Raw genomic sequence first — 25,188 nt, forward strand, 5'->3', positions numbered from 1 at the left:
GGACTTTTCATGAGACCTATTGAACTGCTCTGTCCCGCTTCCAGTCTTGAGGTTTTAAAGACGGCGGTCATCTACGGGGCAAATGCTGTCTATATCGGCGGGGAGGCGTTTGGTCTTCGAGCCAATGCCAGAAACTTCAGCCTAAAGGAAATGGAGGATGGCATCTCCTTCGCCCACGCGCGGGGGGTCAAGGTCTATGTCACCGCTAATATCTATGCCCACAATGAGGATCTGGACGGGGTCAGGGAATACTTCAGGCAGATGGATCAGATCAGGCCGGATGCCATCCTGATCGCGGACCCGGCGGTCTTTATGATCGCCCGGGAGGTCTGCCCCGGGATCGACATTCACATCTCCACCCAGGCTAATAACACCAACTGGGGAACCTATAACTTCTGGCATTCCCTGGGAGCGACCCGCGTTGTTGCCGCCAGGGAGCTCTCCCTTGCGGAGATCAGGGAGATCCGGGATCATATTGATTCGAATCTGGAGATCGAGGCCTTTGTTCACGGGGCCATGTGCATGGCCTATTCCGGTCGCTGCCTGCTCTCCAACTATATGACGGGAAAGGATGCCAACCAGGGCGAGTGCACACACGCCTGCCGGTGGAAGTACAGCCTGGTGGAGGAGAAACGGCCCGGTCAGTATATGCCCATCGAGGAGGACGCGCGCGGCAGCTACATCATGAATTCCAAGGATCTGTGCATGATCGAGCATATCCCGGAGATGATTGACGCGGGCATTGACTCCCTCAAGATCGAGGGACGCATGAAGACCGCCCTCTATGTAGCTACGGTAGCCCGCACTTACCGCAGGGCTATTGACGACTATCTTAAGGATCCGGGTTTGTATCAAAAGCACATGGACTGGTATCGGGAGCAGATCCGCTCCTGCACCTATCGCCAGTACTCGACAGGCTTTTTCTTCGGCAAGCCCAGCGAGGAGGACCAGATCTACGAGGAAAATTCCTATGTCAGGGGGGCCACCTATCTGGGACAGGCGCAGAAAATCCGGGAGGACGGGACCTTTCTTATCGAACAGAAGAACAAGTTCTGCCTTGGAGACAGCATTGAAATCATGAAGCCGAATGGGGATAATGTAGAGGTGACTGTGACATCGATCACCGACAGCGAGGGCAAGCCCCAGGAGTCCTGCCCCCATCCCAGGCAGATGATATGGATTGGGGTCGATGGAGGCACAGTCGACCAATACGATATCCTGCGGAGACAGGAGGAGGCGCGAGAAGGATGATGACAAGCAAGAAGTATGTGGCCTATGTCGGTATTTATACGCAGAAGGATCCGATGGGGATTCATGTCTATGACCTGGATCCCGACAGCGCGGTTCTTAGGGAGCGGTCCAAGGTCAAGGCAGACAATGTCTCTGATGTGCGTATCTCCTCAGACGGGCAGTATCTCTACGCGACTGTGGATCAGGGTCTGTCCGCCTACCATATAGATGGCAACGGGGACCTGGAATTCATCAATACCAACTGGATCGGAGGCATGCGGGGACATTCCCTCTGCCTGGATTCCAAGAGGCGCTATGCTTTTGTCGGCGGTTTTCACGATGGCCGCGTGACCATGATGCGGATCAATGCCGACGGATCGGTCGGTGATATCGCCGACGGTATTTTCCATCAGCGACTGGGCTTCTCCTCCGTCGAGAAGAGAGAGAATCCCCACGTCACCAGCGTTGTTCTAACTCCGAACGAGAAGTATCTCTGCGCCGTGGACAAGGGCATCGATCAGGTCAAGATCTACGAGGTGGACTACGAGAGGGGCAAGTTAAAGCTCGAAAACATCATCCGCTGTCCCATGAATTCTGCTCCCCGTACCATGGCCTTCGGTGTCAATGGCAAGCAGGCCTATATCCTGACCGAGACCACCAATACGGTGATGGTTCTCGATTATAGAGAAGACCGGGGGGCCCAGTTTGACCTGGCCCAGGAGCTGCATCTCTTCACCAAGGCGGGCAACGCCGCCTGCGCCGACCTGAAGCTCTCCGCGGACGGCAAGTATCTCTATGTCTCTGTCGACGCCAGAAATTCCGTCGCCTGCAACGCGATTGATGACAAGGGCAGGCTGACCTGGATCTTCACAACCCATATCTCCGGGGACTATCCCAAGGAGCTGGCCCTTCTGCCGGGGGGCGATTACTATCTGGTATTAAACCACGACAGCGATGAGATCCGCAGTTTTCATCTCAATCACGAAAAGAACTACGGACTGATGAAAAATAAACCCATTGCCTTGTCCACTCCCAACTGCATTCTGATCCATGAGATCAGGTGATTTTGGTAAGGCTTCAGGGGAACCGCTTTGCGGTTCCCCTATTCCGTTGTTCATGACGGTCAGACGACCGCGGAGAGTTTCGGATTCAGCCCAATTTAAAATGTGCCAGTAAATATTTCCGAGGAGCGGGTCACCAGTGGCTGCTCTTGCGGTCCAAAGAAAAGAGACGCATATGGCAGGATCTACATTTGGCAAATACTTTCGGGTGACGACCTGGGGAGAGTCTCACGGTCAGGCTCTGGGCTGTGTTGTGGACGGGGTTCCCGCAGGTCTTTCCCTTAGCGCGGAGGACATTCAGGTCCTCTTGAATCGGCGCAGACCCGGGCGGTCTGCGTTCACAAGCAAGCGAAGAGAAGACGATGAGATCGAGATTCTCTCCGGCGTCTTCGAGGGAAAGACCACCGGGACGCCCATTTCCCTTCTGGTTCGCAATCAAGATCAGCACTCCGGGGATTACGGCGACATCGCGCACGCCTTTCGGCCCGGACACGCCGACTGGGGCTTCTTCGCCAAATATGGCTTCCGGGACTACCGGGGCGGAGGCAGGTCCTCCGGAAGAGAGACCATTGGCCGGGTGGCCGCCGGCGCCATTGCGGAGAAGATCCTGGCTGAGCTGGGCATCTTCGTCTGCGCCTATACCAAGGCCATTGGCCCGGTCGTCTGCCAGAGCTTCGACGCGGAGGAGATCAATAAAAACATGCTCTATATGCCGGATCACGAGGCGGCAGAGAGGGCCGGGATCTATCTGGCCGACTGCATGAGGAGTCTGGACTCCTCCGGCGGCGTGGTTGAGTGCCGCATCAAAGGGGTACCTGCCGGCGTGGGAGAGCCTGTATTCGACAAGCTGGACGCCTCTTTGGCCAGGGCCATCTGCTCCATCGGAGCGGTCAAGGGATTTGAAGTGGGAGACGGATTTGCCGTCGCCCGGTCCAGGGGCAGTGACAACAATGACGCCTTTGCCATGGATGGTCAGAGGGTCATCAAGAAGACCAACCACGCCGGAGGTATCCTGGGAGGCTTCTCCGACGGGGATGAGATTATCTTTCGGGCAGCCGTAAAGCCGACCCCTTCCATTGCCCAAAGACAGGAGACGGTCAACGAGGCGGGGGAGGAGATCGACATGGAGATTGTGGGACGCCATGATCCGGTCATCGTTCCCAGAGCCGTTGTCGTCGTCGAGTCCATGGCGGCCGTTACCCTGGTCGACCTGCTTTTTGCGAACATGACGGCTCGGATGGATCGTATCGCGAGCTTCTACCGGGACAAGTGAGCTTTGGAATCGGAGGATCTCGTCAGATCCGAAGGATGCTTCACGACAATGGAATTCTCGCGAGACCTGTATTCCATTGTTTTGCTGTCAGAGACTTTTTCGATGCGGTGGTGAGGAAGAGATATGTATCAATTGCTGAAGACAGAGGGCCGGGCCAAGCGCGCAAAATTCACCACGGTGCACGGGACGGTAGAGACCCCTCTCTTTATGAACGTGGGTACGGTCGGCGCCATCAAGGGAGCCGTCTCCACAGAGGATTTGAAGGAACTGGGCTGTCAGATCCAGTTGTCCAATACCTACCACCTGCATGTCAGAACGGGAGATGAGACCATCCGTGAGCTGGGCGGCCTGCACAGGTTCATGGTCTGGGACCGGCCCATTCTGACCGATTCGGGTGGCTTCCAGGTCTTCTCCCTGGCCGGTCTTCGCAGGATCCGGGAGGAGGGAGTCACTTTCCGCAGTCACATCGACGGGCACAGGATCTTCATGGGACCTGAGGAGAGCATGCGGATTCAGTCCAATCTGGGCTCCACGATTGCCATGGCATTTGACGAGTGCCCGGATGCCCTGTCTGAGCGGGATTACGTGCAAAAGTCCGTCGATCGGACCTACCGCTGGCTGGTTCGCTGTAAGGAGGAGATGGCGCGGCTCAACGCTCTGGAGGGGAGGGTCAATCCCCAGCAGCTCCTCTTTGGGATCAATCAGGGAGCGATTTTCCCAGACATTCGCATCGAACACGCCAGGCGGATCGCTGAACTTGAGCTCCCGGGCTATGCGATCGGGGGACTGGCTGTTGGAGAGAGCCATGAGCAGATGTACCGGATCCTGGACGAGGTGGTTCCCTATCTGCCCCAGGACAAGCCCACCTACCTGATGGGGGTCGGTACACCACAGAACATCTTAGAAGCGGTCGAGAGGGGAGTGGATTTCTTCGACTGCGTCTATCCCAGCAGAAATGCCCGCCACGGTCAGCTCTATACTCACCGGGGCAAGATCAACATCAAAAACGCAAGGTACGAGAAGGACATGAAGCCCATTGAGGAGGGCTGCCGGTGCCCAACCTGTCAGACCTATTCCAGAGCCTATATCCGCCACTTGATGAAGGCCAATGAGATGCTGGGCATGCGGCTCTGCGTCATGCATAATCTCTATTTTTATAACCATCTGATGGAGGAAATCAGAAATGCCCTGGATCAGGGCCGCTTCGCGGAATTCAAGAGGCAGACGCTGGCCGATATGGATGGAAATGAGAGGGAAGTGACTGATTGAGGAGGCCTGCGGGAACAAGCGATCATACGAGGCCTGCGTAAGGAGAGTGAGGGTATATCAGGAATTATATCGGCTGAATCTGAGCGGCTTATACCGGGGTTCATGACCAGGTGAATTCGAGCGGCTTATACCGGGCTTATAACCAGGTGAATTTGAGCGGCTTATACCGGGGCTTATAACCAGGTGAATTTGAGCGGCTTATACCGGGGCTTACCAGGAGAATTCGAGCGGATCTTGCCTTGTCAAAGGCCCATGCTTCCGATACAATGGCAGTATATTTTGGTTAGGAGGAGAACAGAATGTTAGCAGCAAACGGTGGTTCCATTACCATGATCATCTGGATCGTCATTATCTTCGCTTTTATGTATTTTATGATGATCCGTCCCCAGCAGAAGGAGCAGAAGCAGAAGACGGCCATGCTCAGTTCTCTGGCAGTTGGAGATACTGTCATGACGACCAGCGGTTTCTACGGTGTGGTTATTGATATTGACGAGGAGACGGTCATTGTCGAGTTCGGCAGCAACAAGAACTGTCGTATTCCCATGTCAAAGTCGGCAATTTCACAGGTAGAGAAGCCTGAGGATGCGGCCAGGGCGGCGGATGAGAGCAAAAATCCCATCGAGCAGCCTGAGAAGAAGGGACTGCTCGGCAGAAAGAAGGATTGATCGAATGACCAAGCATGTATTTGTGACAGGCGGTGTTGTCTCCGGTCTCGGCAAGGGAATTACCGCGGCTTCTCTGGGACGCCTGCTCAAGATGCGCGGCTATAAGGTGGCATCTCAGAAGCTGGATCCCTATATGAATATAGATCCGGGCACAATGAGTCCTTTCCAGCACGGGGAAGTCTATGTTACCGAGGACGGCGCGGAGACAGACCTGGATCTGGGACACTACGAGCGCTTTATTGATGAGAATCTGAACAAGTACTCCAATCTGACTTCCGGAAGGACCTACTGGAACGTCTTGAACCGGGAGCGAGAAGGCGGTTATCTGGGGAAGACGGTGCAGATCATCCCCCATATCACCGATGAGATCAAGAATTTCATCTATATGGGCGCGGAGACGACCAAAGCGGACGTCCTGATTACTGAGATCGGCGGGACCATCGGCGATATTGAGTCCCAGCCCTTCCTTGAGGCGATTCGTCAGATCTCTTTAGAGAAGGGACCTGAGAACTGTCTCTTTATTCATGTGACCCTGGTTCCCTTTTTGTCGGGATCGGATGAATTGAAGTCCAAGCCCACCCAGCACTCTGTCAAGGAATTGCGGGGGATCGGCATCAATCCCAACGTCATTGTCTGTCGCGCGGATCGGCCCATGACAGAGGACATCATCGGCAAGATCGCCATGTTCTCCAATGTCCCCAAGGATTGCGTCGTGGAGAATTCCACCATGGACTGTCTCTATGAGGCGCCCCTGATGCTGCACCGCAACGGCCTGGACCAGGCGGTCTGCCGGCAGTTGGGCCTTGGCAATGACCTGTCTGAGGACAATGAGAAGCTGCTCGCCTGGAGTCAGATGGTTGACCGGGTGAAGCATCCCAAGAGGACGACGAGGATCGCGATCGCCGGCAAGTATGTGGCGCTTCACGATGCCTATCTGTCGATTCGCGAGGCCCTCTATCATGGAGGCTATGCCAATAATGCCGAGGTAGAGGTCGAATGGATCAATACGGAGGAAGTGACAAGGGAGAACGCCGCCGAGATCTTCGCTGGCGTTTCCGGTATCCTGGTGCCCGGCGGTTTTGGCGAGCGGGGAATTGAAGGAATGGTACAGACCTGCCGTTATGCCCGCGAGAACAATATTCCCTACTTTGGCATTTGCCTGGGAATGCAGATCAGCGTCATCGAGTATGCCAGAAATGTGGCAGGGATTTCGGATGCCAATTCCGGAGAATTCAATGAGAACGGCAAGAACAATGTCATCGATCTGATGGAAGAGCAGATGCACATTGTCCGCAAGGGAGGCACGATGCGCCTGGGGGCTTATCCCTGTAAGATCGCGGAGGGAAGCGTCCTCAAGAGAGCCTACGGGCAGGATCTGATTCAGGAGCGCCACCGCCACAGGTTTGAGTTCAACAATAAGTATCGCGATATTCTGCAGGAGGCGGGGCTGACCATATGCGGTACCTCTCCGGATGGCCTGATCGTTGAGGCGGTCGAAGATGAGAGCAGGAGATTCCATGTGGGCGTGCAGTTTCACCCGGAGTTCAAGTCCCGTCCCAACAAGCCGCATCCTCTCTTTGCCAGCTTTATCAAGGCGAGTCTGGGAGATTGACAGGTTCAGGTGACAGATCCCCTTCAAAAAGGGATCCTGCGGGTCAAAAGAAGGATCCTGCGGTTTTGTCAGATGGGGCCTGCGGGCGGAGGATTTCCCGGAATGCGCCGGGCCAATCGGTGTGTCTGCAGACGAACAAAATATAAAATTTTTATTAAATTTACCTTGTCGGGTCAGCCAGCCATGGCATATAATAGACTCGTTCATTACGAAGGCATCTTGTTCGCTATGAATAAGGTGCTTTCTTCATTCATGGCAGTTGCGTGTACACAGGCTGTGCAGGCGAGTGCTGACCGGCCTGTTCCCATGACGTGGACAGGGATCTTGACATCGGAGCCCTCTCTGCAACTCCGGACAGTGCCGGGGACACCGTATATCCAAAGGAGGAGAATCAAAGGATGTTAGAAAAACTGTTTAAGCTCAAGGACAATCACACAACAGTGAGGACGGAGGTGCTGGGAGGAATTACCACCTTTATGACCATGGCGTATATCCTGGCCGTCAACCCCTCCATCCTCTCCGCGGCAGGCATGGATGCTAACGCGGTTTTGATGGCGACGGCCCTGTCTGCCTTTGTCGGCACCATGGTTATGGCTCTTTTTGCCAACTATCCCTTCGCGCTGGCCTCAGGTCTGGGATTAAATGCCTACTTCGCATACACTGTATGCGGTAAGATGGGATATTCCTGGCACCTCGCCCTTCTGGCCGTCTTCGTTGAGGGCCTGATCTTTATTGTCCTGTCTTTGACCAATATCCGGGAAGCTATCTTCAATGCCATTCCAGTGACCTTGAAGAAGGGAGTATCCGCCGGTATCGGTCTCTTCATCGCCTTTATCGGTTTCCAGAACGGCAAGGTTGTTGTCAATGATGATTCCAATTTGGTAAGCATTGTAAATTTTCATGATGTTGATTTTCATACAATTGGCATTTCGGCTCTTCTGACCCTGATCGGCCTGATGATTATCTTCATCCTGGCCATTAAGAAGGTAAAGGGTTCTCTTCTGATCGGAATCTTTGCCACCTGGATCATCGGTATTATCTGTCAGCTGACCGGGGCCTACACTGTGGACGCGGCCAAGGGCTTCTATTCTCTGATTCCCTCTTATTCCAGCTTTGATATCACATCCATCGGCCTGACTTTCGGCAAGGCCTTTGACATGCAGGGAATAAGCTTTAAACCGCTGGATTTCGCAGTTGTCATCTTTGCCTTCCTCTTTGTCGATGTCTTTGATACGCTGGGAACGGTTGTCGGCTGCGCCAACAAGGCCGGCATGCTGGATAAGGAGGGAAAACTCCCCCGCATTAAGCAGGTTCTGACCGCAGACGCGATCGCGACCTCTGTCGGAGCTGTTCTGGGTACTTCCACCACGACGACCTTCGTTGAATCTTCTGCCGGTTTCGCTGAGGGAGCCCGCACCGGACTGGCGTCTGTTGTGACCGCCCTTCTCTTCCTGGTATCCATCGTCTTTGCGCCCATTTTCACGACCATCCCCAGCTTCGCGACCGCGCCGGCTCTGATCTATATCGGCTTCCTCATGATTGAGTCTGTGGTGGAGATTGATTTCAGCGACCTGACCGAGGCAGTGCCCGCTTATCTGTGCATGATTGCTATGCCTCTGATGTATTCCATTTCCGAGGGAATTGCTGTCGGCGTCATCTCTTATGTGATCATCAACCTGGTCTGCGGCAAGGCCAAGAAGATCACCCCCCTCATGTATATTCTCTGCCTGCTCTTTATTCTCAAGTACGGATTTATGTAAGTGCTTGCCCCGGGGAAAGACCCTTTGATCCTCGGTGAAGAGTCTGTAAAGAAATTGTTTCGAGAGTTTGTTTGTCAGATCCCGTCCCCTTTTTTGGGGGGCGGGATCTTTCCATATCTGGTAAAATGGTGCTTGCGACAGCAGAAGATTTTACAGCAAAAAACCTGCTTTTAGACGGGAATGTGACCTTATGTTCCGAAGGAGGAAAAGGGGAAGAAAGCATGGGAAAAAGAGAGCGCTCCTGGGAGAAACTGGACAATACGGCAAATATTTTCCCGGTGATTGCCAGTGACCAGATGACCAATACCTATCGGATTTCCTGCTGCCTTAAAGAGCTTGTCGACGCAGAGACGCTGCAGGAGGCAGTCGACCTGGTGACGCCCAGATTCCCGGGCTTTCATGTCCGCCTTCGGAGGGGTGTCTTCTGGTATTATCTGGAGGAGAATCACAAGCCGGCCCCGCGCGTCAAGGAGGAACACGCCTATCCCTGCCGCCTGATCCATACGAGCCGCAATAACTCCTATCTCTTTCGAGTCAGCTATTTTCGGGACAGGATAAATCTGGAGGTCTTTCATGCCCTGGCGGACGGGGTGGGCGCGATTGGATTTTTAAGAGAGATCGTCTATCAGTATTTGCGTCTGGCTCATGAAGAACTCCGAAGGGAGGGGGACGGACTCTCGCCGGAGACCTCCTTGGATCGTGAGGACGCCTTCCTTCGCAATTACCGCAGGGCGCACAAGAATCAATACAAGTCGGGCAAGGCCTATCTGATCCGGGGGCGCAAGCTGCCGGCCGATGCCATGGGAGTTTTTCACGGCTATATGTCTCTTGGCCAGATCAGGGAGGTGGCTAGAAACAGATACGGGGTTTCCATCAATGAGTATCTGATTGCCGCATATGTATGGGCGGTTTACCGGGAGGATTATCACCGGCTGGTCAGGAGCGGCAGACCCCTTCGCGTCGCTGTCCCGGTGAATCTGCGGCCCTTTTTCGCGTCTGAGACCACCAAGAATTTCTTCGTTATGGTCTCCGCGGAATTCCTCCCGCAGAAGGAGGACTACAGCTTCGCGGAAATTGCCGGGATGATTCATAAGAGCCTGCGCAGTCAGATTACCAGGGAGAATCTGGAGGCGATTTTCTCCTACAATGTCTCGAACCAGGACTATCTGGCAGCGCGCGCAGTCCCTCTGCCCCTGAAAAATCTGGCCATGCGCTTCATCTATAATCGGACGGCGGCGGCCAATACCACGACGATCACAAACATTGGAAATATTAGCGTTGAAGATAAGTATCGCTCCTATATCCGCGCCTTCCACTGCTTTTTGGCCTTTTCCAGAGGGCAGGGGTTAAAGGCGACCATCACTTCATACCAGGATACGCTGGTCTTTTCGGTCAGCAGCCGGTGGGAGGGAACGGGGATACAGAGAGATATTTTCCGGCAGATCGCCCGTGACGGGATTGAACTTGCCCTGGAGTGCAACGGGGGAAATGAATGAAATACTGTAAGAAGTGCGATATTAAAATTCTGGATGAACTGGAGTATTGTCCGCTCTGCCGCAGCGCCCTTTGCCCCATAAAAGAGCTCGATCCGCTCGACGCGGCCCGTATCCGCCTGCTGAAGGAGGATGAGAAGAGGCTTGACGCCAGGGAGGAAGAGTTAAGGGGAAAGAGGGAGGAGTTTGAGGCTGCCTGCGGGCAAAGAGACAGGGAGATACAGGCGATTCGCGAGAACGCGGCCGACCACAGGGTCGATACAAAAGAGGCCAGGAAGCAGATAAAACAGAGTCGAAACCGCTTCAGACAGCAGATCAGAGAGGGCAGGCTGATGACAAAGGGACAGCTTCGCCTGGCTGAGCACAAGCTGGAGCGGCGGCGGGAGAGAAGAGAGGGGGGATTGCTTGCCTATCCCAATGTAGTGATCCGCCAGAAGAAGTACGCAATCGTCCTGCGGGCTCTTGTCTTTGCCGCTCTGCTTGTCAGCTCCCTGTCGCTTCTGATCGACCATTATTTCAATCATGCTTTCAGCTGGAGTCTGACCGTCCTGGAGTCCCTTCTCTTTATGGCATGGATGCTCTATCTTTTCTACAAGGACCTGGGCTATATGCGGCGTATTTTCGGGGGCGTTTTCGGAGGGCTGGTCTGCTTCTTCTTCATCGACCTGCAATATGGTCTCTTTCAGTGGTCCTTTAGCTATTCTTATCCCATTGCTGTCCTGCTGATTGAGCTGTCCCTGCTGATTCTTATGCTGGTCAATCGCCGAAACTGGGAGAGCTATCTGATCGTTCAGATCCTCATGCTCCCCCTCGGTTTCCTCAGTATGGTCTTTTACTGGCTCGGTCTGGCGGAAGAGGAGCTCCTTTCGGAGATCGCCCTTCTCTTTCCCGTCCTGGTATTCCTGGGAACTCTGCTTCTGGGAGGCCGGAGGGCGCTGGCGGAGTTGCGGAGAAGATTTCATATATGACGAATCATCCCCTATGATGATCATCCCCGCAGGTGTGACAGGTCCAGATAATCCGGCAGGCCGTTCTTATAGAAAAGAGAGGGCTGGCCGCTGATCAAGGGGGCCAGATAATCGATCATCTCCTGTCTGACATCATTGCCGGCATCGTTGATCCAGGCGAGGGGAACAGACCGGACCTCATTGGCAATCTGATCGATGGGAGAGGACGCAATTCTGGTCTGATAGCCGGCGCCCTCGATTCGATGGATCGTCATCATCTGTCCGCTTTTCCCCTCCATCGAGGCTGTCAACGCGTAAGCGCCCTGGTCGTGGGACTCGGTTAGATCAGTCTCGGAAGCGCAGTGGGCAGCCGCTCTTTGCAGGACATTGAGTTCGATGGAACGGGTTTTGACGTGCAGCTGATCTCTCATGACGGTCTCCAGAGCCTTGCCGGTGCCGGACAGCTGGGCGTGACCGAATTTGTCTCTGACAGCCTGGTTGGCGCTCAGATAGTTCCCCTGGGCGTCGCGGATCCCCTCAGAGACGGCAATAATGATATTGTTCTCCCGTTCCAGCAAGCTCTTCGTGTCCCGTACGCAGGCCGCGAGATCGAAGGGAACCTCCGGCAGATAGATCAGCTGAGGCGCTGGGGAGCTATCCGTTCGAGCCAGGACAGAGGCCGCGGTCAGCCAGCCGGCGTCGCGGCCCATAATCTCAACGATGGTGACAGACTTGACGGCATAGATGTAGGCGTCGCAGGCGATTTCCCGGAGACTGGTCGCTATGTATTTGGCGGCGGAGCCAAAGCCCGGCGTGTGATCCGTATGCGCAAGGTCGTTGTCGATAGTCTTGGGGATCCCCAGAATTTTGACCGACGAGCGGTTCTTTTCGGCGAAGCGGGAGAGCTTTAAGACTGTGTCCATGGAGTCGTTTCCGCCGATATAGAAGAAGGAATCAATGTCATATTTCTGAAAGAGGAGGAAGATTCGCTCGCAGATCCTTTCCCCTTCTTCGCTGTCGGGATCCGGCAGCTTGTATCGGCAGGAACCCAGATACATAGCCGGGGTGTGAATCAGACGATCTGTGAAATCGGGAGTCTTTGACATGATCCGGGACAGATCTAAAAGACGATCATCCAAGATGCCGGTGATTCCGTTTAGAGCGCCGTAGCAGCGGCCGAAATAGGATCGGTTTGCGTTGGCGTCAAGCAAGCCCGCCAGGCTGGCATTGATGGCGACAGTAGGTCCGCCGGATTGGGCGATGATGCAATTTCTCATAGGATTTCCTCTCTTTTAGCCGTGGAAGGGATTCGTCTTGCTCTGATTTTCATCATAAAAAAAGAGAAGGGCATTTACAAGGGGGATAAATATCCCATTAATGGTATAGTACGGGTATTATACTTGCCTCAGCAAATACGAAATGAGGCAGATATGAATATGAAAACAGGAAACCACGGAAACAGAAAAGAAGAGAAGCTGACAGGAAACCGGGACAGAATCGCGGCTCTGGGACTTCTGGCAGCTCTCTGGTCACTTGTCCTCGTCAGCGTCGGTCTCTGGGTTTTTGACCAGAGGATCAGCAGCATGGATATCTGGCAGCTGGTCAGTCTCTTCCTGCTCACGCAGATGGGGATTTTTGCCTGTTTGGCTGCTCGCGGCCGGTGAGGGCGCGTTTGACGATGCAGGGGCATTTCCTTATAATTTGTTAGAACAAGGCACACGGGTGCCCGGGCGATTTGCCCTTGATTTCAGACCGTGGAATGTCGGCAAAGAGCGCATTCTATCGCTTATAAGGAGAAGACCATGAGAGGAAGAGCCGCACAAGTCGCGATTGCGCTGGCTGTCAGCGCCACAGTAGCGTCCACAGGGGGGATCCCTGTGAATGCGGCGGGCAGTACCTATATCGATGTATCCAATTCCAATCCAAAGGCCGGCGATTTGATTACGGTTCGGGTGCGTGCCTCTGAATCAGACACCTTAACTCTTACCTATGACAATACGCTTCTGGATCCGCAGCAGATTAATGCCGCCGGCTACAGCAGGGCGGGCAATAAGATCAGCTTTAACGGGATCTCGGGAACCATCACCTTTCGCGCGGTCGATCAGGGAGCCGCAGGTCTCAAGGTGACTGCGGCAGACCCCTCCCTTGCGGCGTGCAGCATGTTTGTGCATGTGACAGCCAAAAAACAGGAGGATAAGAGCCAGGAGAATACGCGTCAGCAGGAAGCGCAGACGCAGCAGTCGGAGCCCGATCTGAACTATAATGGCAAGAACTACACGATTTCAGAGAAATTCCAGGGACAGACTCTGCCCTTTGGCTTCAGTCAGACCCGTCAGACCATCAATAATTATAATTACAAGGTCCTGACCAATCCGACCCTGCAGATGACACTGGTCTATCTCAAGGAGTCCGACAAGCTGAATGAGGACGGACATTTCTTCATCTATCATCAGGACGGGACGGTGGAGCCCTTCTATCAGCTGGGCGACGCCAATCAGTATCTGGTTCTCACGGCGACAGAAGGGGTCAGCGGACTGACAAGCGCGACTCTGACCCTGAATGGGATCACCTATCCCACCTACACAGACGCCTCCGGCAACATATATGCCTACGGGAAGGATCAGACGGGGAACAGCTCATGGTTCCGCCTGGATCCGGGAAATGGAAGCTTTAGCGCTGTCGCGGATATCAACAGCGCAATCAAGCCGGTGGCACAGGAAGAAGAAGCTCCTAAGACAGAGGAGGCGACTGCCGCGAAGGATACTCTCGCGGACCGTATCAGGGCACTGCCTCTGGCTGCCAAGATCGCGGGACCTCTTGTTCTTTTGCTCTTGCTTTTGGCCTCTCTGCTGACCGCCCTGCGGCATAAGAAGGGAAGTGAGACTGTCCCGGCCGAGAATGCGGCAACAAGGCCAGAAGGAGGGGAAGGGGCAAAAAATGAGAGCCTCCTGGCCCAGGATACTCTGGTATATGAGCCAGCGGAAGAGGAGACAGAGGGTCCCGATTCGACAGAGGATCGGTCAGGGGCTGTATCTGAGGAGGAGGCGGCCTCGAAGTCAGACGATGACAGGCACGATGCCAGCCAGACAGAGCCGGATAATAACAGCCAGAGAGAGCCGGGCGATGACAGTCAGACTAAGACAGCAATAGACGGTGTCAATCAGGCGGAGACAAAACAAGACATAAATTCCGGGGAGGCAGAGGATCTGAAGGAAGCAGGGCCGGGCCCGGATGCAACAGACCAAAAGCTGTCAGAGGAAGCGTCAGAGTCCGCTCTTTTTGCCAGGGTAGAGCAGGAGCGCAAAGACAGACTCGCCAAGATCTCTGCCCGATTTGGAAATGATATGGATATTGAGGAGGAAGACGATACTGCGAATGAACCGGAGGAGCAGGCCAAGGATCCGCTCGATATCGGGGATACGACCAACTTAGATCCCGGCAGCATCTCTGTGGCCGCTGAGAACAAAGGCTCTAACGACGGCGTCTTAGAGGCGGTTGAGGCAGCGGTCGCCTATGCGAGACGCAAGGCGGAGCAGCAGGCCAAAGAAGAGGCGGCGAGCAGAGATGAGAAAGAGGAGAGCTTACCGGAACTTCAGCTGATGGATTTAAATGATCTTTAATCTGAGGAGCGTGTCTGATTACAATCAGCGCGCTCTCTTTTGACAGGAAATGAGGTTGAGATGAAATTTACCCCACAGGCTCAGGCCGCGCTGGATTATGCCAGGCGCATCTCAAAGCGCCTGGGACATCACTACATCGGGACGGAGCATCTGCTTTTAGGACTTTTGCATGATAAGACCCTGTCCGCCATGGCCCTGCATGAGCAGAAGGTAGATGAGGACCGTCTGATCGGTCTCATGCAGGAATTGCTTGGCGGGGGAGAGGAAACTGCTCTCGCAGAGCAGGACGGCAATACGCCCAAGCTGAATCAGCTCCTGGAGGAGGCCCAGATGGAGGCGAATACCAGCCGCGTGGAGGAGATCGGGACGGAGCATTTGCTTGTCGCCATGATCCGCATGCCCGACTGCGCGGCGTCCCGCCTGTTAAATGCTGTAGACATCGATCCGCAGAAGCTCTTTTCCGATATTATTACCGCGATGGGAGAGGACGGGGAGATCTACCGGGAGGAGCTGGTTGCCAGGGGGAATGCGGAGAGTGCGCAGGCGGAGTCCGTCCTGGAGAAATATTCCAGAGACCTGACAGCCATGGCGGCGCAGGGGCAGCTGGATCCGGTGATCGGCAGAGAGGGGGAGATCCGCCGTCTGATTCGGATATTGAGCCGACGCAGTAAGAATAATCCCTGCCTGATCGGGGAGCCGGGGGTCGGCAAGACCGCGATCGTCGAGGGGCTGGCGCAGCGTATTGTCACAGAATCAGTTCCGGACAGTGTTCGCCATAAGCGCCTCCTCTCTCTGGATTTGTCCGGTATGGTGGCAGGGTCCAAGTACCGCGGCGAATTTGAGGAGAGGGTCAAGGGGGTTATCGCCGAGGTAATCAGCGCCGGGAATATCATTCTCTTTATCGATGAGATCCACACCCTGATCGGCGCGGGCGGCGCGGAAGGGGCAATCGACGCTTCCAATATGTTGAAGCCGGCCATGGCCCGCGGAGAAATCCAGCTGATCGGCGCCACGACCATTGAGGAGTACCGCAGACACATTGAAAAGGACACGGCCTTAGAGCGCCGCTTTCAGCCGGTGATGGTTGAAGAGCCGAGTGAGGAGGAGGCCATCGCAATCTTAGATGGAATCCGTCCTCTCTACGAGCAGCATCACAAGGTCAGCATCAGTCAGGAAGCGGTTCGCTCCTGTGTGCGTCTGGCCTCCCGCTATATCAGTGATCGCTTCCTGCCGGACAAGGCAATCGATCTGATGGATGAAGCGGCAGCCAGGCTGCGCTTGACTGAGGATGAGAGAGGACCTCTTCTCTATCAGATGGAGGAGGCTTTAGCGCAGCAGGAGAGAGAGCTCCTTGCGGCCTTAAAGGCAGGAGATATGGAGAGGGCCAGGGCGATACGAGGAGAGTCGGAGAAGGTCAAAGCAAAGTTGGAAGCGGCGCGGAAGCGCCAGAAGAGAAGCTCTGCCAGGAAAAAGCGAGTCCTGACGGAGAGCGCAGTCGCTGAGGTCGTCGCGGAGTGGACGAAGATCCCGGTCTCTAAACTAAACCAGTCAGAGGCCAGCCGCCTGCGCAGGCTGGAAGCGACCATCCACAAGCGGGTGATCGGCCAGGAAGAAGCGGTGGAGGCGGTTGCCAGGGCGGTTCGACGCGGCCGCCTGGATCTGAAGACTCCCGGAAAGCCGATCGGATCCTTTCTCTTTTTAGGACCGACCGGAGTCGGGAAGACAGAGGTCTCAAAGGCATTGGTGGAGGCGGTCTTCGGGACCGAAGAGGCCATGATCCGGGTGGATATGACCGAGTATATGGAGAAACAGAGTGTGGCCAAGATCATCGGTTCTCCTCCGGGCTACGTGGGATATGAGGAGGGAGGACAGCTCTCTGAGAAGGTTCGTCGCAACCCCTATTCGGTCATCCTCTTCGACGAGATTGAAAAGGCGCACCCGGATGTGTTCAACATTCTTCTGCAGATTTTGGATGATGGTCATGTGACGGATTCCCAGGGACGCAAGGTGGACTTCAAGAATACCATTATCATTATGACCTCCAATGCGGGAGCTCAGCGAATTGTGGACCCAAAGAAGCTGGGCTTCGGGGCGGAGGCGTCGGAGGCGCAGAATTATGAGAATATGAAATCCGGCGTCATGGAGGAGCTGAAGCGCCTCTTTAAGCCGGAATTTCTCAATCGAATCGACGAGATCATCGTCTTTCGGATGCTGACGAAGACAGACATGAAGAAGATCGTATCTATTATGATGGGAGACCTGACCAGACAGTGCAGGGAACAGATGCATCTGGAATTGAAGGTTCGTAACTCTGTCAAAAAGTATATTGTCGAGAATGCCTATGAGCCCAAGTACGGCGCCCGTCCTCTGCGCCGCAAGATACAGACGGAGATTGAGGACAGGCTGGCGGACGCTCTGCTGGCCGGGGAGATCGATCCCTCCGGGACAGTTGTGATCAGGGCTAAAAAGGGTCGGATTGTATTTGAAAATACCTGAGAAAAGTCCTTGAATTCGTTGGAAATTCGTCCGGGGCTTGGCTATAATCAAATCAGAAACATTTAGAGAAAGGCTGGGAATTATGTCTACACTGATTCGAGTGGAAGAGGATGGGAGCATCAGTTTTGGAGATGCCGGTTTGAAGGTCAAGTCCAAGCAGGATGATTTCAAGGTAGAGGGCGACGTCTATAAGGTGAAGACCTGGGAAGAGATCACCAAGCTGGAGCGCAATGGCCTGTTTGCCTATGAATCTGTTCCCGGGACGAATGTGGAGCATATGCGGGTGGCCGCTGACCAGGTCAGCTTCACGGTCTCTGGTCCACAGGACGCGGAGATCACTTTGGGTTTGGAAGCGGGATGCGAGTATGACATTCAGATCGACGGCAAGGATGCCGGTTCCATGAAGACCAATCTGGGCGGGAAGTTAACCCTGTCCGCAGAGCTTGAGGCTAAGGACAAAGTCGAGGTAGTGGTCAGGAAGGCATAAGACAAGCAAGAGGCCCTCCTGTGAGAAGATGATGAGCAGAGCACCGATCTCCACAAAAGATCAGTGCTCTGTTTGTTCATGACAAGAGAATGCCCGCTTGCGTAAATAACTTGCGTAAATAAAAAAGAGCTTAAGCGAGCCCCTGCTTTTTATGATGAGGAGTGAAAGATGGCTGCAAAGGGAAGTAAAACCGTATATTTCTGCCAGGAGTGCGGCAATGAGTCTCCAAAGTGGCTGGGACAGTGTCCGGTCTGCGGCGCCTGGAACAGCTTCGTCGAAGAGGTCGTTGAGAAGACCTCATCCAAGGCTCAAAGAGAGAAAAGAGATGTCAGACCCACACATCTGTCTGAGATTATTTCTTCGGATGAAAAACGGATTTCTTCAGGGATGCCTGAGTTGGATCGGGTTCTTGGCGGAGGTATTGTCCAGGGGTCCATGGTTCTGGTGGGAGGGGATCCGGGAATCGGGAAGTCAACCCTGCTATTGCAGGTCTGCCGCAATCTCTGCAGCAGAAAGGTGGATGTCCTCTATGTGTCGGGGGAAGAATCCCTGCAGCAGATTAAGATCCGCGCCGACCGCATGGGGACATTTGACGATCAGCTCTCCCTTCTCTGTGAGACCAACCTGGACATTATTCGCTCTGTGATTGATCGCAACCGCCCCAGGGTGCTTGTGATCGACTCCATTCAGACAATGTACAGTGAGACCGTCGGCTCTGCGCCGGGATCGGTTTCTCAGGTCAGAGAATCCACAGCAGTTCTGATGCAGATCGCCAAGGGGATGAACATCACAGTCTTCATTGTAGGGCATGTGACCAAGGAGGGACTTGTGGCCGGTCCCCGTGTTCTTGAGCATATGGTGGATACGGTTCTGTATTTTGAGGGAGACCGCCACGCGGCTTATCGCGTCCTGCGCGGGGTGAAAAACCGCTTTGGCTCTACAGATGAGATCGGCGTCTTTGAAATGTGCCAAAACGGCCTGCAGGAGGTAGCCAATCCCTCGGCCTTTATGCTGAATGGGAAGCCCAGGGGGGCCTCCGGTTCTGTGGTGGCCTGTTCCATTGAGGGAACCAGACCCATTCTGGTGGAGATTCAGGCTCTGGTCTGCCACAGCAACTTCAATATGCCCCGCCGCACGGCCGCCGGATGCGACTACAACCGGGTCAATCTGCTGATGGCGGTTATCGAGAAGAGGGCCGGGCTGCGACTGGCAGAGTCCGACGCCTATATCAATATCGCCGGGGGCATTCGCATGAATGAGCCGGCGGTTGATCTAGGAATTGTCCTGGCCATCATTTCCTCCTATAAGGAAATGCCTGTTCCTGATGATCTCATCTGCTTTGGGGAGGTGGGACTGTCCGGAGAAGTCCGTGCCGTCAACCTGGCAGAGCAGAGAATTGCCGAGGCGGCTAAACTTGGCTTTTCCAGGGTCATCATGCCAAAGGTTAATCTGAGCGGAATTCGCGGGAAATACAGTCAGCTGGACCTGGTCGGAGTCGAAAATGTGCAGGAGGCCATGCGCGCGATTCTTCCATCTACTATGATGTAGCTGTTAGAAAAAATGTCGGGAACATGTTTTTCAGCGTTCAAGAAAGGAAGGCAGCCATGAAGGCACATGAAATCCTAAACAATCCCTTTTTAAATAAGGGAACGGCATTTACAGAGGAGGAGCGCAGCGAGCTGGGACTGGTCGGCCTATTGCCTCCGCGCGTGCAGACGATTGAAGAGCAGGCACGGCAGACCTACCAGCAGATGCAGACGAAGGGGACAGATCTTGAGAAACGCCTCTTTTTGATGGAAATCTTCAACACCAATCGCACCCTGTTTTATTATCTGTTTTCACAGCACCTGGAAGAATTCAATCCCATTGTCTATGACCCGACCATCGCTGATACCATCGAGGGCTACAGCGATCTTTTTGTGGATCCGCAGTACGCAGCTTATCTGGATATCAACCATCCGGAGAATATTGAGAGCACCCTGCGCAATGCCGCCGGCGACCGGGAAATTCGCCTGATTGTCGTCACTGACGCGGAGGGAATCCTGGGCATCGGAGACTGGGGGACAAACGGAGTTGATATCTCTGTCGGAAAGCTGATGGTCTATACAGGGGCCGCCGGTATCGACCCGACCAGCGTTCTCCCCATTGTGATTGACGCGGGCACCAACCGCAGAGAACTGGCGGAAAATCCAAACTATCTCGGAAACCGCCACGAGCGCGTTCGCGGGGATCACTACTACAATTTTATCGATCAGTTTGTAACAGCGGCAGAAAAACTCTTCCCCAGGCTCTACCTGCACTGGGAGGATTTCGGCCGCGGCAGCGCCGCGAATATCCTGAACAAGTACAAAAATGTCATTCCGACCTTTAATGACGATATTCAGGGAACCGGTATCGTGACGCTGGGAGGAATCTTCACGGCAATGGAGATCTCAGGGCAGAAGCTGACGGATCAGGTATATGTCTGCTTTGGCGGGGGAAGTGCCGGGGCTGGAATTGCCGCCCGTGTCCATCGTGAGATGGTGGTCGACGGTCTGACAGAAGAAGAGGCCTATCAGCACTTTTTTATGGTAGACAAGCAGGGGCTTCTCTTTGATGACATGGAGGATCTGACTCCCGAGCAGCGCCCCTTTGCCAAAAAGCGCAGTGACTTCGAGAATGCCGATCAGATGACTGACCTGCTGCAGGTAGTCAAAACGGTTAAGGCGACGATTCTGGTCGGAACATCGACGCAGCCGGGCAGGTTTACGGAGGAAATTGTCAGGGCAATGTGCGCAAATACGGATCGCCCGGTTATTTTCCCCCTGTCTAATCCGACCAGACTGGCAGAGGCACGCGCGGAGAATCTGATCAAATGGTCTGAGGGGAAAGCCTTTGTCGCGACCGGAATCCCCTCTGCCAATGTGCGCTATCAGGGGGTTGACTACACCATCGGACAGGCAAATAACGCTCTGATCTATCCGGGATTAGGACTTGGGATGCTGGCTTCTGAAGCAAGTCTTTTGACGGATGAAATGATTGGAGCGGCGGCGCACTCACTCAGCGGGATTACTGATATCCGTCAGGAGGGCGCTCCTGTACTTCCTCCCTTTAAGTACGTGCCTGAGGTTTCCACCAAGGTGGCGGAGGCTGTGGCTAAGAAGGCTCAGGAGCAGGGCCTGGCTCGCGTCAGGGAGAAGGATATGGAAAAGGCAGTCCGCGAGTTCAAGTGGGAGCCCAGATACTAGGAGGAGCAGCGATGTTATTTCTTGTTTCGATTAAGTCGATCATTCCGATTATCGCCTTGATTGCGCTGGGCTGCATTCTTCAGAAGCGGGGCTGGTTTCAGGACAGCTTTGGCAATGACCTGTCCAAGCTGATCCAGTCCGCAACACCGGCTCTGGCGGTCCTGCCGATCTTGGTCAATTAGGGAGACGGCAATGTTGAATTCGCGACGAATGTTGACAAAACAGATCGTCTTGCCCTTCGGCAATTGTTGAACCATGGAAGAAATGCTATGATTCTATTGTGGAATGCTCGCAGAGAGATTGGAGGAAGTGTGGCATCAGAATTTATGCAATCCGACAGGGAAGAGGAGCTGGAGCGAATTCGACGGCTGGAGGCATCGCCGGACTATCAGGAGAAGCTGAAACAGCTGCGGGAGAAGATGAACAGCAATCTCCAGTGGAAGATGTATACGATCATCTGTGTCGTCATTGGTGTCTTTTTATTTATGCTGTTTCGCTATCAAGGGTTGATTGCCGCCGCCGTCATCGCCTTTTTCGTTCTCTACCCCCGATATAAGAAGCGCCAGGAGCTCTTCGGCGGAGATAAGGAGGACAACGAGCATCTCTATGTTGAGAATATGCTCAATCCGATTGTCAAGGAGATTTTCCCGGAGGGAGAGATCAGTGTCAACTCGGATTTTCCTCTTGACTCGATCAGATCAGTGATCCCGAGCTCCAGAACTTACAAGAGCTATCGCCAGATATCCTTTCACAATGAGAGCGACCTGGCCGTGGCCAATGTCTATGCCTATCACACGGAGGAGAGAACCAGCAGCGACGGGGAGCACCGAACGACCGAGACGGTACAGGACTTTCGGGGTCAGGTCTATCAGATGCGTTTTCCCGGAGCATTTGACGGGCATATCCGTGTCGTCCCGACGAGGACAAGCGCTTTTTTAAAACGCGAAGTGCAGGATTATCCCGGGACCCGTGCCGGTGAGATGAAGATTGACACGGAGGATATTCGCCACAACGAGAATTACAATATATACTGCACGGATGAACTTGCGGCGCGAAATTTCCTCAATCCGACTGTGCTGGACTGGTTCGATAAGAATATATCCCAGAGCCAGACGGCCATCTATATCGAGGATCATGAGCTCTATATTTCCCGCTATACGGACCGTGATATTTTCCCTCTCCCCAGGACTTTGGAGGAGATCGACCATCTCTCTTTGATGGAGGAATACAAGAAGCTGAGGGGCGAGATAGATTTTATCCAGAGCTTCACGGCGATTTTTCAGTGACAGATGCCCGTCCTGCCGAAGGGAAAGAGAATCGGTCATTGGCCGGTGTCAGATGTATGAAAGGAGTTTAAAATGGTTTTTGCAGTTGTCGTTATCCTTGCAGCAGTTATTATTATCGGCTGGTTTATCGGTCAGAGCAATCGGCTGAATCGCTATGTTGTCTCTATCGAGGAGTCGAAGAAGACGGTTGATATCACGCTTGCCAAGCGCTATGACACCATCTCTGAGATGCTGAAGGTCGCTAAGGCCTATGCCAAGCACGAGGAGAAGGTCTTTACGGAGTTAGTCGGTCTGCGTCAGTCAGCCAGCATTCAGGAGACGAACCGCGCCATGGCAAATCAGAATGATGTGCTGAGTCAGATTCGCGCGGTAGCGGAGAACTATCCGGATCTGATGTCCTCTCAGCAGTTTTTGACTCTGCAGAAGGAGATCGCCAGTGAGAATGATGAGCTGGCCGCATCCAAGCGGATTGTCAACAGCAATGTGCGGGTAATGAACCAGGCAATCGTAAGCTTCCCGACCTCTCTTGTCGCCGGCTTCAAGGGGATGAGCAAGTTCGACTTCTTGGAGGAGGATCTGGAAGGGAAGAAGGATCTGAAGGATCTGGACTACAACATCGACTAGGGGTGCCTTCGCAAGAAGCATTTCTATTGGCTTAGGACTGCGGCATGGATCTTCGATCAGAGGTCTGTGCCGCTTTTTGATTGCCGATCCGGGTTTTGCAGACAGGATTGTGGCCGATCGGAAAGATTGATAGAATCTGAGACAGAAGGCATATGAAATCGTTCATTCGAGATATCAAGGAGGCGGTATGGGTTACTTCAAGAAAATGGTCCAAGGCTTATCTCAAAAGACCAAGGAGACAGACCCGGAAAGGTCCGCGCATTCGCGTCAAGAAGCTCCCCTCGCCTACTGGGAAGAATATTCCTATATGTCAGCTTTGCTGACGGAAGACGATGTACTGACTGCACTGACTGAGGACATTTTCGCAAATATTGAGGCCCTGGAGGGCATAGAGCTTAAGCATAGGAATTTACCGGGTGCAGACGGCCCCGGACAAGCCCTTGTGTCATACCAGGGATTGGATTTTGCTGTGGGATTTTTTCCGGGCGATTTCTCTCGGGACGGCCTTATACAATGGCAGGTCCAGTATTTTTCAGAGAGGGAGAAGGAGGAGATTCTAAAAGCAGGGCGGGTATTAACCGTATTTATGAAGTTTGCGGGGGATCCCCAAAAGGCATACCACTTGCAGCTCAAGCTGGTCTATGCAATGGCCCCGGCAATGATTGCTCTCTTTGATGAAAGTGCCGAGAGACTCTTGAACAGGAGATGGGTGGAGCTGGCAGCTGCTTCAAGGGTCTTGCCGTCCCCCGACAGTCTATATACCGTGCAAGCTGTCTTCGATGAAACAGAAGTATGGCTTCATACGCATGGATTGTGCAGGTGTGGGCTCCATGAACTGGAAATTCTCGGTTCCAATCGGGATGAATACGGGACGCATGGTTCATTAATAACTAATTATGCATGTAGGTTACTCGATCGGGAAAAAGCAGGAGAAGTGGATGATGACTATGAAGAGGGAGGGAATAAAGAAGTACTGGAAATAGGACGCTTTTATGATGGAGAGCCAATCCTTGTAAGCTCGAGAAAATGGACCGAGGGTTTGCGGTACTATCCGGAAACTATTCTGGGAGGCCTTGATGACAGAAGAGAATCCCATAATTCCAAGACAAATATCATTTTCCTATATGGAAGTGAAGAGGATCGAAAGGAGGACCGCTTAAGACGGCCATCAGAGTTCACCGAAAAAATAGAGAATAACCCCATCTTTTTCGTAAGCAATGAGGAGACGGAGAGGATGAGCTCCTTGGCGAGAGAACGGTTTCCCTATGTTGTGAAGATGCTGCGGGAAAAACAGGAAGAAAGACAAGACATTGTCATCCTGCTCAAGCTGGGGCTTGCGACAGTGGACAGCGAAGGCAAACCGGATCAGGAGAATCGCGAACATATTTGGTTTGAGGCCCTCTCTATGGAGGGAGATTGTTTCAGAGCCAGATTGACGCAGGAACCATACAATATTCCGAATCTTCATGAGGGAGATGAGGGAGTATATTCATTAGAGTCTGTGAGTGATTGGAGGATTCACACGGAAGATCATTCCATCGCTCCGGAGACGGCATACCTTCTAGATTTATAGAGACGGGAACAGGCCGGCAAATGAGAATACACTTGTGCACCCGGGAGAGAATCAATAGAGGGGCGCGGCAAGAGCCGGTACAAGATCTTGTAGGTAAAGGGGAGAGAGGGGGAAAAAGCGGAAAACTTGGAAAAAGTCCTTGACGATCCGGCGAGAAAGCCTTATATTTACATCACTGTCGCAAAAGGGCAAGAGCCTTGGCGCGACAAGTTCTTTGATAACTGAACAATGAAACAACCTTGAAAGATTCTAAGAGAATCAAAGCGAATCTCAGAGCAATCTGAGGACCTAAAAACAGTAAAGGATTAGCCAAGCTAATTCATTCTGGGAGAAGTCTTCTGTCACCGCAAGGTGAGAGAAGCAGAACTTTTAACATGAGAGTTCGATCCTGGCTCAGGATGAACGCTGGCGGCGTGCTTAACACATGCAAGTCGAACGAGAAATGTTATTATGATCTCTTCGGAGTGATGATTTTATTTCGAGTGGCGGACGGGTGAGTAACGCGTGAGCAACCTGCCCTGTACCGGGGGATACCAGTTGGAAACGACTGTTAATACCGCATAAG

Annotated in this window: 20 protein-coding genes and 1 rRNA gene; 20 read left to right on the plus strand and 1 reads right to left on the minus strand. The window is 53.5% G+C overall.

Going from position 1 to position 25,188, the window contains the following annotated elements:
- The first annotated feature begins 9 nt into the window (after nucleotides 1-9).
- The 9 genes from HMPREF1508_RS09070 (at nucleotide 10) to HMPREF1508_RS09110 (ending at nucleotide 11,331) form a co-directional block, all read left to right on the plus strand.
- Nucleotides 10-1,251, plus strand: coding sequence for a peptidase U32 family protein (locus HMPREF1508_RS09070; RefSeq protein ID WP_044961325.1), 1,242 nt, complete (start codon nucleotides 10-12; stop codon nucleotides 1,249-1,251).
- Nucleotides 1,248-2,294, plus strand: coding sequence for a lactonase family protein (locus HMPREF1508_RS09075; protein ID WP_049906961.1), 1,047 nt, complete (start codon nucleotides 1,248-1,250; stop codon nucleotides 2,292-2,294). The genes HMPREF1508_RS09070 and HMPREF1508_RS09075 overlap by 4 nt, the downstream gene beginning before the upstream one ends.
- Before the next feature lie 172 nt (nucleotides 2,295-2,466).
- On the plus strand, nucleotides 2,467-3,564 hold the full coding sequence (aroC, locus tag HMPREF1508_RS09080; RefSeq protein WP_044961326.1) for a chorismate synthase: 1,098 nt from the start codon (nucleotides 2,467-2,469) through the stop codon (nucleotides 3,562-3,564).
- A 123-nt stretch (nucleotides 3,565-3,687) separates the two neighbouring features.
- The gene (tgt, locus tag HMPREF1508_RS09085) at nucleotides 3,688-4,833 is read left to right on the plus strand and encodes a tRNA guanosine(34) transglycosylase Tgt (RefSeq protein WP_044961327.1); all 1,146 of its coding nucleotides are present in this window, start codon (nucleotides 3,688-3,690) and stop codon (nucleotides 4,831-4,833) included.
- Nucleotides 4,834-5,132: 299 nt separating this feature from the next.
- Nucleotides 5,133-5,498: a preprotein translocase subunit YajC gene (gene yajC, locus HMPREF1508_RS09090; RefSeq protein WP_044961329.1), complete on the plus strand. Its 366-nt coding sequence runs from the start codon at nucleotides 5,133-5,135 to the stop codon at nucleotides 5,496-5,498.
- A 4-nt stretch (nucleotides 5,499-5,502) separates the two neighbouring features.
- Entirely contained in the window at nucleotides 5,503-7,110 is a 1,608-nt protein-coding gene (locus tag HMPREF1508_RS09095; protein ID WP_006905071.1) for a CTP synthase, read from the plus strand.
- A gap of 398 nt (nucleotides 7,111-7,508) precedes the next feature.
- Nucleotides 7,509-8,870: an NCS2 family permease gene (locus tag HMPREF1508_RS09100; RefSeq protein ID WP_044961331.1), complete on the plus strand. Its 1,362-nt coding sequence runs from the start codon at nucleotides 7,509-7,511 to the stop codon at nucleotides 8,868-8,870.
- 221 nt (nucleotides 8,871-9,091) lie between these two features.
- On the plus strand, nucleotides 9,092-10,366 hold the full coding sequence (locus HMPREF1508_RS09105; protein ID WP_044961374.1) for a hypothetical protein: 1,275 nt from the start codon (nucleotides 9,092-9,094) through the stop codon (nucleotides 10,364-10,366).
- On the plus strand, nucleotides 10,363-11,331 hold the full coding sequence (locus tag HMPREF1508_RS09110) for a DUF6320 domain-containing protein (RefSeq protein WP_044961332.1): 969 nt from the start codon (nucleotides 10,363-10,365) through the stop codon (nucleotides 11,329-11,331). Before HMPREF1508_RS09105 ends, HMPREF1508_RS09110 begins: the two co-directional genes overlap by 4 nt.
- A gap of 20 nt (nucleotides 11,332-11,351) precedes the next feature.
- Here HMPREF1508_RS09110 and HMPREF1508_RS09115 read toward each other — a convergent pair whose 3' ends face one another.
- Nucleotides 11,352-12,587, minus strand: a complete 1,236-nt coding sequence (locus HMPREF1508_RS09115; RefSeq protein ID WP_044961334.1) for a 6-phosphofructokinase — start codon at nucleotides 12,585-12,587, stop codon at nucleotides 11,352-11,354.
- Between the two features lie 153 nt (nucleotides 12,588-12,740).
- On the opposite strand from HMPREF1508_RS09115, the gene HMPREF1508_RS09120 reads away from it, so the two are divergent.
- The 11 genes from HMPREF1508_RS09120 to HMPREF1508_RS09165 all read left to right on the plus strand — a co-directional run.
- Nucleotides 12,741-12,974 (plus strand): hypothetical protein, encoded by a 234-nt coding sequence (locus HMPREF1508_RS09120; RefSeq protein WP_044961336.1) that lies wholly within the window; start codon nucleotides 12,741-12,743, stop codon nucleotides 12,972-12,974.
- A 138-nt stretch (nucleotides 12,975-13,112) separates the two neighbouring features.
- Nucleotides 13,113-14,930 (plus strand): hypothetical protein, encoded by a 1,818-nt coding sequence (locus HMPREF1508_RS09125; protein WP_044961338.1) that lies wholly within the window; start codon nucleotides 13,113-13,115, stop codon nucleotides 14,928-14,930.
- Nucleotides 14,931-14,990: 60 nt separating this feature from the next.
- The gene (locus HMPREF1508_RS09130; protein ID WP_044961339.1) at nucleotides 14,991-17,426 is read left to right on the plus strand and encodes an ATP-dependent Clp protease ATP-binding subunit; all 2,436 of its coding nucleotides are present in this window, start codon (nucleotides 14,991-14,993) and stop codon (nucleotides 17,424-17,426) included.
- A gap of 73 nt (nucleotides 17,427-17,499) precedes the next feature.
- Nucleotides 17,500-17,913 carry a hypothetical protein gene (locus tag HMPREF1508_RS09135; protein WP_044961375.1) on the plus strand — a complete coding sequence of 138 codons (414 nt, stop codon included), beginning with the start codon at nucleotides 17,500-17,502 and terminating at the stop codon, nucleotides 17,911-17,913.
- A gap of 168 nt (nucleotides 17,914-18,081) precedes the next feature.
- Nucleotides 18,082-19,461 carry a DNA repair protein RadA gene (gene radA / locus HMPREF1508_RS09140; RefSeq protein ID WP_044961340.1) on the plus strand — a complete coding sequence of 460 codons (1,380 nt, stop codon included), beginning with the start codon at nucleotides 18,082-18,084 and terminating at the stop codon, nucleotides 19,459-19,461.
- Between the two features lie 23 nt (nucleotides 19,462-19,484).
- A complete protein-coding gene (locus HMPREF1508_RS09145; protein ID WP_278244587.1) occupies nucleotides 19,485-21,140 on the plus strand; it encodes a malolactic enzyme in 1,656 nt (551 codons plus the stop codon).
- Between the two features lie 11 nt (nucleotides 21,141-21,151).
- Nucleotides 21,152-21,322: a hypothetical protein gene (locus HMPREF1508_RS10280; protein ID WP_198015640.1), complete on the plus strand. Its 171-nt coding sequence runs from the start codon at nucleotides 21,152-21,154 to the stop codon at nucleotides 21,320-21,322.
- A 129-nt stretch (nucleotides 21,323-21,451) separates the two neighbouring features.
- Nucleotides 21,452-22,426: a DUF3137 domain-containing protein gene (locus tag HMPREF1508_RS09150; RefSeq protein ID WP_242649952.1), complete on the plus strand. Its 975-nt coding sequence runs from the start codon at nucleotides 21,452-21,454 to the stop codon at nucleotides 22,424-22,426.
- 72 nt (nucleotides 22,427-22,498) lie between these two features.
- Nucleotides 22,499-23,050: a LemA family protein gene (locus HMPREF1508_RS09155; protein ID WP_006905056.1), complete on the plus strand. Its 552-nt coding sequence runs from the start codon at nucleotides 22,499-22,501 to the stop codon at nucleotides 23,048-23,050.
- Nucleotides 23,051-23,237: 187 nt separating this feature from the next.
- Nucleotides 23,238-24,623, plus strand: coding sequence for a DUF4026 domain-containing protein (locus tag HMPREF1508_RS09160; RefSeq protein WP_044961344.1), 1,386 nt, complete (start codon nucleotides 23,238-23,240; stop codon nucleotides 24,621-24,623).
- Between the two features lie 370 nt (nucleotides 24,624-24,993).
- A 16S ribosomal RNA gene (locus tag HMPREF1508_RS09165) occupies nucleotides 24,994-25,188 on the plus strand; the annotation flags it as partial.

The sequence above is a fragment of the Shuttleworthella sp. MSX8B genome (assembly GCF_000524295.1).
Classification (GTDB): domain Bacteria; phylum Bacillota; class Clostridia; order Lachnospirales; family Lachnospiraceae; genus Shuttleworthia; species Shuttleworthia satelles.